General features: G+C 73.3%; 11 protein-coding genes. 8 read left to right on the forward strand and 3 right to left on the reverse strand.

Going from position 1 to position 14,562, the window contains the following annotated elements; genetic code table 11:
* Window positions 1-3 precede the first annotated feature (3 nt).
* Together AC230_RS25175 and nuoN are read left to right on the forward strand one after the other, a co-directional pair.
* Window positions 4-1,617 (forward strand): NADH-quinone oxidoreductase subunit M, encoded by a 1,614-nt coding sequence (locus tag AC230_RS25175; protein ID WP_049718591.1) that lies wholly within the window; start codon window positions 4-6, stop codon window positions 1,615-1,617.
* Window positions 1,614-3,281 (forward strand): NADH-quinone oxidoreductase subunit NuoN, encoded by a 1,668-nt coding sequence (gene nuoN / locus AC230_RS25180; protein ID WP_049718592.1) that lies wholly within the window; start codon window positions 1,614-1,616, stop codon window positions 3,279-3,281. The genes AC230_RS25175 and nuoN overlap by 4 nt, the downstream gene beginning before the upstream one ends.
* 129 nt (window positions 3,282-3,410) lie before the next feature.
* On the opposite strand, the gene fahA is transcribed toward nuoN, so the two are convergent.
* The gene (gene fahA / locus AC230_RS25185; protein ID WP_049718593.1) at window positions 3,411-4,604 is read right to left on the reverse strand and encodes a fumarylacetoacetase; all 1,194 of its coding nucleotides are present in this window, start codon (window positions 4,602-4,604) and stop codon (window positions 3,411-3,413) included.
* Between the two features lie 244 nt (window positions 4,605-4,848).
* On the opposite strand from fahA, the gene AC230_RS25190 reads away from it, so the two are divergent.
* From AC230_RS25190 to AC230_RS25215, 6 genes are all read left to right on the forward strand, one after another.
* Complete coding sequence (locus tag AC230_RS25190; protein WP_049718594.1) at window positions 4,849-6,111, forward strand: carboxylate--amine ligase; 1,263 nt, start codon at window positions 4,849-4,851, stop codon at window positions 6,109-6,111.
* Window positions 6,112-6,236: 125 nt separating this feature from the next.
* Window positions 6,237-7,439 (forward strand): NAD(P)-binding domain-containing protein, encoded by a 1,203-nt coding sequence (locus AC230_RS25195; RefSeq protein WP_049718595.1) that lies wholly within the window; start codon window positions 6,237-6,239, stop codon window positions 7,437-7,439.
* A 209-nt stretch (window positions 7,440-7,648) separates the two neighbouring features.
* Entirely contained in the window at window positions 7,649-8,659 is a 1,011-nt protein-coding gene (locus tag AC230_RS25200) for a polyprenyl synthetase family protein (RefSeq protein WP_049718596.1), read from the forward strand.
* 253 nt (window positions 8,660-8,912) lie between these two features.
* Window positions 8,913-10,178 carry a LolA family protein gene (locus AC230_RS25205; RefSeq protein WP_049718597.1) on the forward strand — a complete coding sequence of 422 codons (1,266 nt, stop codon included), beginning with the start codon at window positions 8,913-8,915 and terminating at the stop codon, window positions 10,176-10,178.
* Between the two features lie 16 nt (window positions 10,179-10,194).
* Window positions 10,195-11,142 (forward strand): ABC transporter ATP-binding protein, encoded by a 948-nt coding sequence (locus AC230_RS25210; protein ID WP_049718598.1) that lies wholly within the window; start codon window positions 10,195-10,197, stop codon window positions 11,140-11,142.
* On the forward strand, window positions 11,129-12,001 hold the full coding sequence (locus AC230_RS25215) for an ABC transporter permease (RefSeq protein ID WP_049718599.1): 873 nt from the start codon (window positions 11,129-11,131) through the stop codon (window positions 11,999-12,001). The genes AC230_RS25210 and AC230_RS25215 overlap by 14 nt, the downstream gene beginning before the upstream one ends.
* A 66-nt stretch (window positions 12,002-12,067) precedes the next feature.
* On the opposite strand, the gene AC230_RS25220 is transcribed toward AC230_RS25215, so the two are convergent.
* Both AC230_RS25220 and rarD read right to left on the reverse strand, forming a co-directional pair.
* Window positions 12,068-13,414 carry a M28 family metallopeptidase gene (locus AC230_RS25220; protein ID WP_049718600.1) on the reverse strand — a complete coding sequence of 449 codons (1,347 nt, stop codon included), beginning with the start codon at window positions 13,412-13,414 and terminating at the stop codon, window positions 12,068-12,070.
* 67 nt (window positions 13,415-13,481) lie between these two features.
* The gene (rarD, locus tag AC230_RS25225) at window positions 13,482-14,501 is read right to left on the reverse strand and encodes an EamA family transporter RarD (RefSeq protein WP_049718601.1); all 1,020 of its coding nucleotides are present in this window, start codon (window positions 14,499-14,501) and stop codon (window positions 13,482-13,484) included.
* Window positions 14,502-14,562: the final 61 nt, after the last annotated feature.

A 14,562-nucleotide genomic window follows, 5' to 3' on the forward strand; every position in this document is an offset into this window, starting at 1 on the left:
ACCATGTCTTTTCCTCTGCTCACCGTCACGGCCGCGGTCCCCGCCGCCGGCGCCCTCGCCACCGCCGCCGTCCCGGCGGCCCGGCGCGCGGCCGCCAAGTGGACGGCGCTCGTCTTCTCGCTGGCGACGCTGGTGCTGGCCGGCGTCCAGCTCGCCCGCTTCGACCCGGACGCCGCGGGGCCCTTCCAGCTCACCGAATCGCACGCCTGGATCAGCGACTTCGGCGTCCGCTACGAGCTCGGCGTGGACGGCATCGGCGTGGTGCTCGTCGCCCTGACCGCGCTGCTCGTGCCCTTCGTCGTCCTGGCCGGCTGGCACGACGCCGACCCGCTGGAGCCGGCGACGCCCAGCCGCCGCTGGCGCCCCACCCAGGGCTTCTTCGCCCTGATCCTCATGGTCGAGGCCATGGTGGTCATCTCCTTCGAGGCCACCGACGTCTTCGTCTTCTACGTCTTCTTCGAAGCCATGCTCATCCCGATGTACTTCCTCATCGGCGGCTTCGGCGACCGCGCGGGGGAGCGCACCGAGGACGAGGCGGCGGCCCAACGCTCCTACGCGGCGGTCAAGTTCCTGCTCTACAACCTCGCGGGCGGGCTGGTCATGCTGGCCGCCGTCGTCGGGCTCTACGCGGTCACCGCGGACCAGCTCGGCCACGGCACCTTCTCGCTCACCGAGATCGTCCAGGCCCGCGGCTCCGGGCGGCTGCACTTCGCGACCGTCACCGAACGCGCCCTGTTCCTCGGCTTCTTCTTCGCCTTCGCGGTCAAGGCGCCGCTGTGGCCGGTGCACACCTGGCTGCCCAACGCGATGGGCGAGGCCACCGCGCCCGTCGCCGTGCTGATCACGGCGGTGGTCGACAAGGTCGGCACCTTCGCGATGCTGCGCTTCTGCCTCCAGCTCTTCCCGGGGGCCTCGACGTGGGCGACCCCCGTGATCGTCGTCCTGGCGCTGATCAGCATCCTCTACGGCGCGCTGCTCGCCGTCGGCCAGCGGGACATCAAGCGGCTGATCGCCTACGCCTCGATCTCCCACTTCGGCTTCATCATCCTGGGCATCTTCGCGATGACCACCCAGGGCCAGGGCGGCGCCACGCTCTACATGGTCAACCACGGCATCTCCACGGCCGCGTTGATGCTCGTCGCCGGATTCCTGATCTCCCGGCGGGGGTCGCGGCTCATCGCCGACTACGGCGGGGTGCAGAAGGTCGCCCCCGTCCTCGCCGGTACCTTCCTGGTCGCCGGTCTGGCCACCCTCTCGCTGCCCGGGCTCGCGCCGTTCGTCTCCGAATTCCTCGTCCTGGTCGGCACGTTCAGCCGCTACCCGGTCGCGGGCGCGGTCGCGACCGTGGGCATCGTCCTCGCCGCGCTGTACGTCCTGGTGCTCTACCAGCGCACGATGACCGGCCCGGTAGAGGAGTCCGTGCGCGCCATGCCCGACCTGCGCGTGCGTGAACTGGCCGTCGTCGCCCCGCTGATCGCCCTGCTGCTCTTCCTCGGCGTCTATCCCAAGCCGGTGACGCGGATCCTCGATCCCGCGGTCGAGCACACCATGTCGCAGGTCCACCGGACCGACCCTCAACCCGATGTTCGCGTGAGCAATGCGGAGGGCGCCAAGTGAGTCACGCAGCCGCTGTCCACAGGCTGTGGACGGAATTCCCGACGGCGGCGGCCGTCGACGCCCCGAAGAAGATCCCGGCGCCGCACATCGAGTACGCCCAGCTCTCCCCGACGCTGATCGTCCTCGGTGCCGCGGTCCTGGCCGTGCTCGTCGAGGCGTTCCTGCCCCGCCGCGCGCGCCACCTGACCCAGCTCGCCCTGTCGGTGGTGGGCCTGGCCGCCGGCTTCGCCGCCGTCGTCGCGCTCGCCGCCAAGGGCTACGGCACGGGCAAGGCGCACGCCGCGGCGATGGGCGCGGTCGCCGTGGACGGCCCCGCGCTCTTCCTCCAGGGCACGATCCTCCTCGTCGCCCTGGTCGCCGTCCTCGGCTTCGCCGAGCGCCGCCTCGACCCCGCCGCGCACGGCCGCCCGGTCGACTCCTTCGCCGCCCAGGCCGCCGCCGTGCCCGGCGGCGACGCCGAGCAGGAGGCCGTCAAGGCGGGCCGGACGACCAGCGAGGTCTTCCCGCTGCTGCTCTTCGCCGTCGCCGGCATGCTCGTCTTCCCGGCCGCGGACGACCTGCTGACCCTCTTCGTCGCGCTGGAGGTCTTCTCCCTCCCGCTGTACATCCTGTGCGCGCTGGCCCGCCGCAAGCGGCTCCTCTCCCAGGAGGCGGCCGTCAAGTACTTCCTGCTGGGCGCCTTCTCCTCCGCCGTGCTCCTCTTCGGCATCGCCCTCCTCTACGGCTACTCCGGCACGGTCGCCTACTCCGGCATCGCCGACGTCGTCAGCGGTGCCGTCCGCACGATGGACCCGGCGCTGGCCGCCACCACCGGCAACGACGCGCTCCTCCTCATCGGCGGCGCGATGGTGCTGATGGGCCTGCTCTTCAAGGTCGGCGCCGCGCCGTTCCACATGTGGACGCCGGACGTCTACCAGGGCGCGCCCACCCCCGTCACCGGCTTCATGGCCGCGGCGACGAAGGTGGCCGCCTTCGGGGCGCTGCTGCGGCTGCTGTACGTCGTGCTGCCGGGGCTGCGGTGGGACTGGCGGCCCGTGATGTGGGGCGTCGCGATCCTGACGATGCTCGTCGGGGCGATCGTCGCCGTCACCCAGACCGATGTGAAGCGGCTGCTGGCCTACTCGTCCATCGCCCACGCGGGGTTCATCCTCGCCGGTGTCATCGCGGTGAGCCCGGACGGGGTCTCGTCCGTGCTCTTCTACCTCGGCGCGTACGCGTTCGTCACGCTCGGGGCGTTCGCTGTCGTGACGCTGGTGCGGGATGCCGGGGGCGAGGCCACGCACTTGTCCAAGTGGGCGGGGCTCGGGCGGCGTTCGCCGCTCGTCGCGGCGGTCTTCGCGGTCTTCCTGCTCGCCTTCGCGGGCATTCCGCTCACGAGCGGCTTCGCGGGGAAGTTCGCGGTCTTCAAGGCGGCCGCGGCGGGGGGTGCGGTGCCGTTGGTGATCGTGGGTGTGGTGTCCTCGGCGGTGGCGGCGTTCTTCTATGTGCGGGTGATTGTGCTGATGTTCTTCAGCGAGCCGAAGGGGGATGGGCCTTCGGTGGCCGTGCCGAGTCCGCTGACGTCGACGGCGATCGGGATCGGTGTCGCCGTCACGATCGCGCTCGGGGTCGCGCCGCAGTATTTCCTTGATCTGGCGGGGCAGGCGGGGGTGTTCGTGCGCTGAGGTCGGCGAGGGTCTGCCCCGGACCCTCCCCCAGAGGGGGCACCCCCGTTTCACCGTTTCCGGCGCGGCTCCGCCGCGGAAGCGCCCTGCGGGCGCAACCGCGGCGGAGCCGCGCCGGAAGGCGTATCCCTAGGCGACCGCCGGGCGTACGCGGCCCGTCACCTCGCCGAGGCCCACGCGGGAGCCGCCGGGGCCCGGGGCCCAGGCCGTGATGGTGACCTCGTCGCCGTCCGCGAGCCAGGGCCCCTTGCCCCGGGTCAGCTCCAGCAGGCAGCCCAGCTGATCCGGCTCGGGACCGCTCACCGTCCCGGAGGCGAAGAGATCACCCGTCCTCAACGAGGCGCCGTTCACCGTCATATGGGCCAGCTGCTGGGCGGCCGTCCAGTACATGGACGAGAACGGCGGCCGCGAGACGGCCTCGCCGTTGACGCGGACCTCCAGCCGGAGGTCGAGCCCGCCCGGCTCGGACCCGGCGGCCGCGTCGTCGAGGTACGGCAGCAGCGGGTACGTACGGGCGGGCGGCGCGGTGCGGGCGGCGTCGAGCGCCTCCAGGGGCGTGATCCAGGCGGAGACGGACGTCGCGAAGGACTTGCCCAGGAAGGGCCCGAGCGGAACGTACTCCCACGCCTGGATGTCGCGCGCGGACCAGTCGTTGACGAGGCAGACGCCGAACACATGGTCGCGGAAGGCGGATTGCGGCACGGGCGTCCCGACGGCGGACGGCGTGCCGACGACGAACCCGACCTCGGCCTCGATGTCGAGGCGCTGCGACGGCCCGAAGGACGGCGCCGGGTCGGAGGGCGCCTTGCGCTGCCCCCGGGGCCGTACGACGTCCGTGCCGGAGACGACGACCGTGCCGGCGCGCCCGTGGTAACCGATGGGCAGGTGCTTCCAGTTGGGGGTCAGCGGCTCGCCGTCGGGGCGGAAGATCCGTCCCACGTTGGTCGCGTGGTGCTCGCTCGCGTAGAAGTCGACGTAGTCCGCCACCTCGAACGGCAGGTGCAGCGTCACGGCGTCCAGGGAACGGGCGTACGCGCCCGGCAGGACGCCCTGGTCGAGCCGGTCGCGGATCTCGGCGCGGACCGCCTCCCAGACCGGACGGCCCGCGGCCATCAGCGGGTTGAGGACGGGCTGGTCGAGCAGGTCGGCGTAGGCGGAGCCGTGGTCGCGGGCGGCCGTGGCCACGTCGAGGACGGACGCGCCGAGGCGTACGCCGATCCGGGGGTGTTCGGGGGCGTCGCGGGGCGTGAAGACGCCGTAGGGGAGCGTGTCCGGTCCGAAGGGGTCGCCCTCGGGGGTCTCGTGGGGGCTGTGCTGGGGCATGGGTGTCGCGGCCTCGCCTTCTCCACTCGGGGAAACCCGGGATGCACGGGAGCCTCACATTACGGGTTGACGGCCGACGGGCAAGAGATGTTCGATCACTGGTCCGGTCGGAGGGGAGTCCGAGGGAAAAGGTAGGGCAATGTCCGGTAACTCCTTGCTGGAGCCGTCGATTCCGAAGTAGCGTCCTAAGTCGGGTCACACACAGTGGGGGGCCGCTGAGGCGGGGTGGCCGAGGGGGGAGCTGGTGGCGAGCAGGAGCGCGTCCGTATCGGCGGACCGGTCAGTGCCCGGATTGATCGTGAAGTTCGGCAACTATCCCCTGCACCACGGCGGCGTCGGCGCGATCCGCAGCCTCGGCAGACTCGGCGTGCCCATGTACGCCATCACCGAGGACCGCTGGACGCCCGCCGCCGCCTCCCGCTATCTGACCGCCGGTTTCGTCTGGCCGACGACCGGCACGGAGCGGGCCGAGGAGCTGGTGGCGGGGCTGCTGCGGATCGGCGACCGGATCGGCCGGCCGGCGGTGCTGCTGCCGACGGACGAGGAGGCGGCCGTGCTGATCGCGGAGCACGCCGACGCCCTGGCGGGGCGGTTCCTCTTCCCGCCGGTGGAGCGGGAGTTGCCGCGGAGACTGGCGAGCAAGCAGGGGCTCCACGAGCTCTGTGTGGAGCACGGGGTGCCGGCGCCGGCGACCCTGTTCCCCTCCTCGTACGAGGAGGTGGAGAAGTACGCGGGCACGGCGGTCTTCCCGCTGGTGGCCAAGAACCGCGAGGCGTTCGAGCGGCGCCGCCGCCCCGCGGTGTCCGGCACCACCCGCATCCCCGACGCCCGCCGGCTGCTGGAGCTGGCGCGCGGCTGGGGCCCGTCCCCGGGGGTGATCCTCCAGGAGTACCTCCCCCGCGAGGAGGCGGAGGACTGGATCGTCCACGCCTACTTCGACGCGGACAGCACGCCGCAGGCCCTGTTCACCGGGGTGAAGGTGCGCTCCTGGCCGCCGCACGCGGGGATGACGGCCCATGCCTACATCGTCGACAACCCCGAACTGGCCGCCATGGCCGCCCAGTTCATCAAGCAGATCGGCTTCTGCGGGATCATCGACCTGGACTGGCGGTTCGACCGGCGCGACGGGCGGTACAAGCTGCTGGACTTCAACCCCCGGATGGGCGCCCAGTTCCGCATGTTCGAGAACGAGGCCGGCATCGACGTCGTCCGCGCGCAGCACCTGGACCTGACCGGCCGCCGGGTGCCGGAGGGCGAGCAGCTGGCCGGGCGGCGGTTCGTGGTGGAGAACATCGACCTGCCCGCCCTCGCCGCGTACCGGCGCAGCGGGTACACCACCCCGCACGCACCCGCCCGGGCGACGGGCACGGAGCTGGCCTGGGCCGCCCGCGACGACATCAAGCCCTTCTTCACCATGTGCGCCCGGCTCGTCCGGCCGGGCGTGCGGCACCTGTGGCAGATGTGGCGCTCGCGGCGCCGCGCCGCCGCGGCGGCCGCCGGCGAGTAGGACCGGCGGTCCCCGGACGGGCCGCCCGGCGGGGGCTCCGGGCCCGCCGGGACGTCCCGGGCCCCCGCGCCACGTGACGCAGCAGACCGGCCCGGCGGGCCGGGCAACGCCCTGGGAGGGGACACGTGACACTTCCGGTAGCAGTGATCGGGGCCGGTCCGTACGGCCTGTCGACGGCGGCCCATCTCAAGGCCCGCGGCGTTCCGACGCGGGTCTTCGGCTCGCCGATGGCGGCCTGGCGCGAGCAGATGCCCGCGGGGATGCTGCTCAAGTCGACCCCGGTGGCCTCGAACATCGACGCGCCCCAGCCGGGGCACACCCTGCTCGACCACTGCCTGGACGTGGGGGAGCGGCGGTACGAGTCGGACTGGGACGTCATCCCGGTCGAGACCTTCGCGGGCTACGGGCTGTGGTTCCAGCAGCGGCTGGTGCCGCACCTGGAGCAGGTGCGGGTCAAGTCGGTCGAACGGCGGCCGGGCGGCGGGGGCTTCGAGCTCAAGCTGGACTCCGGCGAGCAGTTCGCCGCCCGCGCCGTGGTGGTGGCCACCGGCCTGAGCGGGCTCGCCCGGGTGCCGGCCGAGCTGGCCGCCGCGGTGCCGGACGGTCCGGCGCCCGGCGGCCCGTTCTCGCACAGCTCGCACCACCGCGACCTGTCCGGCTTCGCCGGGCGCGACGTGGTCGTGGTCGGCGCCGGGCAGTCGGCGCTGGAGAGCGCCGTGCTGCTGGCCGAGGCGGGCGCCGCGTCCGTGCGGGTGGTCGCCCGGCGGCGCGGCGCGGTGCGGTTCGGGGCCGCGCCCGACGGGCAGTCGCCGCTCAAGCCGGACACCCCCTTCGGCCGGGCCTGGTCGCTGTACGCCTTCTCGTACCACGCGGACGGCTTCCGCCGGCTGCCCCCGCGGCTGCGGGAGTACCTGGTGCGCCGGGTGCTGGGGCCGCTCGGCGCGTGGTGGCTGCGCGAGCGCTTCGTCGGCCGGGTCGAGGTCACCGAGGGGAAGCGGATCGTCCGGGCCCGGGCGGCCGAGGGCCGGGCCGTCCTCACCCTGGCCGACGCGGCGGGCGAGGAGACCGAGCTGACCGCCGACCACGTCATCGCCGCCACCGGCTACCGCGTCGACCTGACCGCCCTGGACTTCCTCGGCGACAGCGTCCGCGCCCGGCTCGCGACCGGGGCGGGCGGCCCCCGGCTGGGCGCGGGCTACCACTCGTCGGTGCGCGGGCTCTTCTTCACCGGGCTGCCCGCGGCGGCGAGCTACGGTCCGGTGATGCGGTTCGTGTGCGGCACGGAGTACGCCTCTCCACGGCTCGCACGGGCCGTGGCGGCCCTCTGAGGGGGCCGCGGCCGGTGGGTGCGCCCGGGGCCCTCCCCGCCGGGGGAGGGCCCCGGAGCGCGCCCGGAGGTCCCGGGGAGGGTCGGTGACGGGTCGTCGTTCGGGCAGGCGGCCACGATGATCCAGAACCGACCGGATACGCTGACTTTTGGTGAAGACAGCGACACATCGACAATCCCCGTGATCGCAGGCAGACAGGAGTACCCCTCGTGACCGTCGTCGGGCCCTTCGGGCTGAGCGTGCGGGACCAGGCTCTTGAAGCCGATGTCCAGGCCGGGTTGGCCGCTGTCGAGGAAGGTCTCCTGGAGGCCACCAAGAGCGGCGTGCCCTTCATCACCGAGGCCGCGCAGCACCTCGTCCGCGCCGGAGGCAAGCGGTTCCGTCCGCTGCTGGTGACGCTCGCCGCCCAGTTCGGCGACCCGTACGCGCCGGGGGTGGTGCCCTCGGCGGTGGTCGTCGAGCTCACCCACCTGGCCACGCTGTACCACGACGACGTCATGGACGAGGCGGACATCCGCCGGGGCGCGCCCAGCGCCAACGCCCGCTGGGGCAACTCGGTGGCCGTCCTCACCGGCGACTTCCTCTTCTCGCGCGCCTCGCAGATCCTCGCCGACCTCGGCCCGGAGGCCGTCCGCATCCAGGCCGAGGCGTTCGAGCGCCTGGTCACCGGCCAGATCCTGGAGACGGCGGGCCCGCGCGACGGCCGCGACCCGATCGAGCACTACCTGGACGTCATCGCGGGCAAGACCGGCTCGCTGATCGCCGTGGCCGGCCGCTACGGCGCGATGATGTCCGGCGCGGACGAGCGCGTCGTCGAGATCCTCACCCATTACGGTGAGCGGCTCGGCACCGCCTTCCAGCTCGCGGATGACGTCCTGGACATCGCCAGCGACTCCCACGAGTCCGGCAAGACCCCGGGCACCGACCTGCGCGAGGGCGTCCCCACCCTGCCGGTGCTGCACCTGCGCGCGAGCGCCGCGGCCACCGGGGCGCCGGAGGACGTCGAGCTGTGCGAGCTGCTGGAGGGCGATCTCGGCGACGACGGGCGGCTCGCCGAGGTGCTGCGCCGGCTGCGCGTCCACCCGGCCCTGGAGCAGGCCCGCCGGGACACCGTCCGCTACGCCCAGGAGGCCCGCGCGGCGCTGGCCCCGCTGCCCGACTGCCCGGCCAAGGCCGCGCTGGAGGAGCTGTGCGACGCGGTCTGCCACCGGGCGGGCTGACGGGCCGTCGGCCGTCCGTCCTCCCGGAGGAGCCTCCCCCTAGGGGGCGTCATACCGCAGAGGTACGGGAGGCTGATTCCGGCGGCTGATGACCGGGGCGCGGCGGCTTGGTGGAATGGGAAGGGTCGTGCCGGAGCGCGGAGGGAAATCCTCCCGGCCCGGCGCCCCCGCCGAGCGGTCGGGCCACAATGAGTCCCGGTGTGGGCGAGTGCACGACGTGAACAGACCGCCGCAGACGACGGAGGTAGAGCACATGGCACGGATCCAGCCGACACCGGACGCCGCGGGCCCCGGGACGTCCGGAGAGAACGGCCCCTCGGGCCCGGGCCGCCGCAAGGCCGTCCGCTACGCGGTGCCCGTCGCGGTGGCGGGCGTCGCCGCGGCGACGATCGGCATCGGTTCCGCCCTGGCCAGTTCGGGCGACCCCGACCTGCCGGAGATCGGCGCGAAGGAGCTCATAGCCAAGGTCGCCGCCTCGGACGCCCGGCAGCTGTCCGGCTCCGTCCGGATCACCACCGACCTCGGGCTGCCGTCGCTGCCCTCGGGCATGTCGTTCGGCGGGCAGGGGAACCAGGGCGGCAAGGGCGGCGCCTCCCCGCAGGAGCGGCTCACCGAGCTGGCCTCCGGCACGCACACCCTGCGCGTCGCCGCGGATGGCCCGGAGCGCCAGCGCGTGTCGATCGTCGAGCGCGCCGCGGAGTACAGCGTGGTCCGCGACGGCGACCAGGTCTGGGCGTACGACAGCGGCAGCAACTCCGCGTACCACGCGAAGGCGCCCGAGGGGCACGAGCGGCACCCGGGGAGCGGGCTGGAGAGCGCCTCCCCGCAGGAGCTCGCCAGGAGGGTCCTCGACGCCGCCGGTCCCACCACCGACGTGTCCGTGGACGGCACGGCCAAGGTGGCCGGGCGGGACGCCTACCGGCTCACCCTGAAGCCCAAGCAGGGCGACACGACCGTCGGCGCGGTGCGCATCGCGGTCGACGCGAAGAACGGCGTCCCGCTGAAGTTCACCGTCGACCCGAAGGGCGGGGGCAAGGCCGTCGTGGACGTGGCCTTCACCAAGGTCTCCTTCGACAAGCCCGCGGCGTCCTCCTTCTCCTTCACGCCGCCGAAGGGCGCCAAGGTCACCGAGGCGGGCGAGGGCCGGGGGAAGGGCCACGGCCAGGACTTCGGCAAGGGCGTGCTGCCCGTCGTCCCGCCCGGTACCGGTGCCGGCGGCGGCGAGCGGGTGATCGGTACGGGCTGGTCCTCGATCGCCGAGTTCTCCGGCGGCGGCAAGGGCAAGCTGCCCGCCGGCACGGACGACAGGGGCGGCAAGGGCGCGAAGGGCGACAGGACGTCCGCCGACTCCGCGGCCCTGCTGGACTCCTTCGGCAGCAAGGTGACCGGCGACTTCGGCTCCGGCCGGATCGTCAGCACCCGCCTGGTCAACGCCCTGCTGACCGACGACGGCAAGGTCTACGTCGGCGCGGTCACCAAGGACGCGCTGCTGAAGGCCGCCGACTCGGCCGCCCGCTAGAGCGGGAGGGGGATTCGTGACGGAGCCGGCGGCGGTCATCGAGACGCGGGGGCTCACCAAGCGCTTCCGCGGGGGCCAGCTCGCGGTGGCGGGCCTCGACCTCGTCGTGCCGCGCGGCAGCGTGTTCGGCTTCCTCGGGCCCAACGGATCGGGCAAGACCACCACGATCCGGATGCTCATGGGGCTGATCGAGCCGACCGCCGGGCTCGCCCGGGTGCTCGGCGAGCCGATGCCGGCCGCCGGCGCCCGGGTGCTGCCCCGGGTGGGGGCGCTCATCGAGGGCCCCGCGCTCTACGGCTTCCTCTCCGGCCGCGACAACCTGGTGCGGTTCGACGCGGCCGACCCCACCGCCGATCCGCGCACCCGGGCCGCGCGGGTCTCCGAGGCGCTGGAGCGGGTCGGGCTGGCGAGCGCCGCCGGCAAGAAGGCCCGCGCCTACTCGCTGGGCATGAAGCAGCGCCTCGGCCTGGCCGCGGCGCTGCTCCGGCCGCGCGAGCTGCTCGTCCTGGACGAGCCGACGAACGGGCTGGACCCGCAGGGCATGCGCGAGATCCGCGCCCTGGTGCGGTCGCTGGCGTCCGGGGGCACGACGGTCTTCCTCTCCTCCCATCTCCTCGACGAGATCGAGCAGGTGTGCACCCACGCGGCGGTGATGTCCCGGGGCCGGCTCCTCGTCCAGGGCACCGTCGGCGAGCTGGCCGCCTCCACCCGCGGCCGGCTGGCCGTCACCACCCCCGACACGGCGGACGCCGTCCGCGTCCTCAAGGAGCACGGTGTGAACGATCTGGCGGTCGCCGACGACCGCGTCACCGGCGAACCCCCAGTGGCGCCCGCCGACCTCGCCGACCTCAACGCCGCCCTCGTCCGGGCGGGCGTGCGGGTCCGCGCCTTCGGCACCGAACGGGCCTCGCTGGAGGACGCGTTCGTCGCCCTCACCGGGGAGGGCTTCGATGTCGCAGGCTGAGGCGGCGGTGCGGCCGCCCGCGCTCCGGCGGCTGTCCCTCTTCCGCAACGAGACCGTCACCCTCTTCCGGCGGTGGCGCACGCTGGTGCTCCTCGGGGTGCTCGCGGCCGTCCCCGTCCTGGTCGGCATCGCCGTGAAGATCGAGACGGGCGGGGGCGGGCGGGGTGCCGGCGCGCACGGCGGGGACGGGCCGGCGTTCGTCGGCCAGGTCACCAACAACGGGCTCTTCCTCGTCTTCGCGTCCCTCGCCGCGACGCTTCCGTTCTTCCTGCCCATGGCGGTCGGGGTCGTCGCCGGCGACTCGATCGCGGGCGAGGCGTCGGCCGGCACCCTGCGCTATCTGCTCGTCGCCCCGGCCGGGCGGACGCGGCTGCTGCTCGCCAAGTTCACGACGACGCTGGTCTTCTGCCTGGCGGCCACGCTGGTCGTGGCGGTGTCCGCGCTGGCGGTCGGGGCGCTGCTCTTCCCGCTCGGCGAGGTGACGCTGATCAGCGGGACGACGGTGTCGCTGGGCGAGGGGCTCGTACGGGCCCTGGCCATCGCCGGCGTGGTGGCGGCCTCGCTGGTGGGCGTCGCGGCGCTGGGGCTGTTCGTCTCGACGCTGACGGGGAGCGGGATCGCGGCGATGGCGGCGACCGTGGGGCTGCTGATCACGGTCCAGATCCTGGACCAGTTCCCCCAACTGCACGCCGTGCAGCCGTATTTGTTCCCGCACTACTGGCTGAGCTTCGCGGATCTGCTCCGCGATCCCGTGTACGGCGACCAGCTCTGGCGGAACCTCGCCCTCCAGGGCCTGTACGCGGCGGTGTTCGGCTCGGCGGCGTGGGCCCGCTTCACGTCGCGCGACGTGACGGCGTAGCCCCCGCCCCGCCCTTGCGTCCCGGGGGACGGGGAGGGGACGGGCGGGGGCGGATCCCCGCCGGGGCTAGAAGGTGAGCTTCCAGCTCCGCAGGGTGCCGGAGTCCTGCGGGGCGACGTCCTGGACGCGCAGTTTCCAGGTGCCGTTCGCCGGCTCGGCCGACGCGTCGACGGTGTAGGTCGTGACGACGTCCGCCGCGGAGTCGTCGGCGTCGGACGGCTTCAGCCGGTACGCCCGTCCCCCGGGAGCGACCAGGTCGACGACCAGGTCACCGCGGTAGGGGTGGGCGATGTCGACGCCGACCTTCAGGGAGGAGGGGGCCCGGCCCGTCAGCCCGCTCACGGTGAGGGGGGATTCGACCGCCGCCCCCGCGTCGGGAATCGCGACGGAGACCTTGCTCTCGAAGCTCGTACCGCCCGGCGGCGTCGTGGACGAGCCCCCGCTCAGCTTCCAGACCGCACCGGCGATGGCCGTGCTGTTCGTGCCGAGCGCCTTGTCGTCGATGTTGGAGGACGTGTCGCAGGAGCGGTGGTAGCAGGCGTCGAAGGCGCGGCCCGCCGTGCCGCCCCAGTTGCGGGCCTGCTCGTCGGTCTTGATGTAGTCGGCGCCGCTGAAGAGGCCGCCGACGCGTATGCCCGCCCGCTGGAAGGGCGCGTGGTCGGAGCGGCCGTCGCCCTCGGTGTCCACCTCGGTCGCGATGTTCCGCGCGGTGAACCAGTCCTCGAAGAGCGACTTGAGGGACGCATCGTAGCCGTAGACGAAGTAGCCCGGGTTCGGCGAGCCGATCATGTCGAAGTTGAGGTACGCGTCGATCTTCGAACGCTCGCCGGCCGGCAGCTGGTTGACGTAGTACGAGGAGCCGCGCATCCCCAGCTCCTCCGCTCCCCACCAGCCGAACCGCAGGTGCTTGTCCGGCTTGTAGCCCGACTTGGCCACGGTGAGGGCGACTTCGAGGACGCCGGCCGAGCCGGAGCCGTTGTCGTTGATGCCGGGGCCGGCGGAGACGGAGTCGAGGTGCGAGCCGGCGAACACGACGTGGTCCGGGTCGCCGCCGGGCCAGTCGGCCACGAGGTTGTAGCCGGTGGCGCCGTTGGTGGTGAACTGCTGGACGGTGGTGGTGTAACCGGCCGCGTCCAGCTTGGACTTCACATAGTCGAGGGACGCCTTGTAACCGGTGCGGCCGTGCGCGCGGTTGCCGCCGTTGGCGTTGGCGATGGACTGCAACTGGTTCAGGTGGGCTTTCACGTTCGCCGCGGGTATCTCGGGGGCGTCGGCGGCCGGCCGGGCGGTGGGTACCCGGGCCGGGGCGGAGGCGGACGCCTGGGCCGCGGGGGCCGATGCGAGACCGAGGAGGGCGGCCGTCAGGGCCGCGCCGAGGGCGGCCGATCTTCGGGTGGGTCCGTTGAGGAACATGGGGGGCTCCCAGTATTTGACGTGCCCATGATGTGCCCATGATGTTCAACGGACCCTCGAAGACGCGTCAAGGGCGGGTTTCGGACACCGCACTCCGGTTTCCGGATATCGGGCGCCCGGTGGGGGCGGCCTGGTCCGGGGCGGCGTCCAGAGCCGCGTCCCGCGCCGCCGCGAGCTCCGCCCGCCCCGCCCGCGCCGTCCGCATCGCGTCCCACGTCAGCACCGCCAGCGCCAGCCACACCAGCGCGAAGCCGGCCCACCGCTCCGGCGGCATCGACTCGTGGAAGACCGCGAGGCCCAGCGCGAACTGGAAGACCGGCGCCAGGTACTGGAGCATCCCCAGCACCGACAGCGGCAGCCGCACCGCCGCCGCACCGAAGGAGACCAGCGGCAGCGCCGTGATCGCACCGGACGCGATCAGCAGCGCCATGTGCCCGGCGCCCGCGCTCACGAAGGTGCTCCCGCCGCCGCCACCGCCACCGAGGAACAGCAGGAAGCCCAGCGCCGGCAGGAACTGCACGGCCGTCTCGGCCGCCATCGACTCCAGCCCGCCCAGGCCCACCTGCTTCTTGATCAGGCTGTACGTGCCGAACGACGCCGAGATGCCCAGGGCGATCCACGGCAGCTTCCCGTAGCCGACCGCGAGCACGACCACCGCCACCGCGCCGATGCCGACCGCCGCCCACTGCGCCCTCCGCAGCCGCTCGCGCAGCACGACGACGCCGAGGGCGATGACGACGAGCGGGTTGATGAAGTAGCCGAGCGAGGTCTCGACGACGTGGCCGCTGTTCACGGCCCAGATGTAGATGCCCCAGTTGACCGAGATCGTCGCCGCGCCCAGCGCGATCATGCCCAGCCGCTTCGGCTGCCTCAGCAGCGGGGGTATCCAGGCCCAGCGCCGGGTCACGGCGAGCACGGCGACGACCGTCACCAGCGACCACACCATCCGGTGGGCGAGGATCTCGGTCGCGCCGGAGGGCTCCAGCAGGGGCCAGTAGAGGGGGAACAGCCCCCAGATCGCATAGGCGGCGACACCGCACAGGAACCCCGTGCGTGCCTCGTTCTTCTCCTGTGGATCCGGCTTCACGGAACCCTCCCGGTGGGACGACGGCGACCCGGCGAAGGTAACGCCGCCCCGGCCCGGCTGT

It is taken from the genome of Streptomyces caatingaensis, from assembly GCF_001187435.1.
GTDB lineage: Bacteria > Actinomycetota > Actinomycetes > Streptomycetales > Streptomycetaceae > Streptomyces > Streptomyces caatingaensis.

Bases quoted from the DNA above. Each gene is read 5' to 3' on its own strand.
- AC230_RS25175 (WP_049718591.1), top strand. From the start codon at position 4: ATGTCTTTTCCTCTGCTCACCGTCACGGCCGCGGTCCCCGCCGCCGGC.
- fahA (WP_049718593.1), bottom strand. From the start codon at position 4,604: ATGCCCCAGCACAGCCCCCACGAGACCCCCGAGGGCGACCCCTTCGGA.
- AC230_RS25215 (WP_049718599.1), top strand. From the start codon at position 11,129: ATGTCGCAGGCTGAGGCGGCGGTGCGGCCGCCCGCGCTCCGGCGGCTG.
- AC230_RS25205 (WP_049718597.1), top strand. From the start codon at position 8,913: ATGGCACGGATCCAGCCGACACCGGACGCCGCGGGCCCCGGGACGTCC.
- AC230_RS25220 (WP_049718600.1), bottom strand. From the start codon at position 13,414: ATGTTCCTCAACGGACCCACCCGAAGATCGGCCGCCCTCGGCGCGGCC.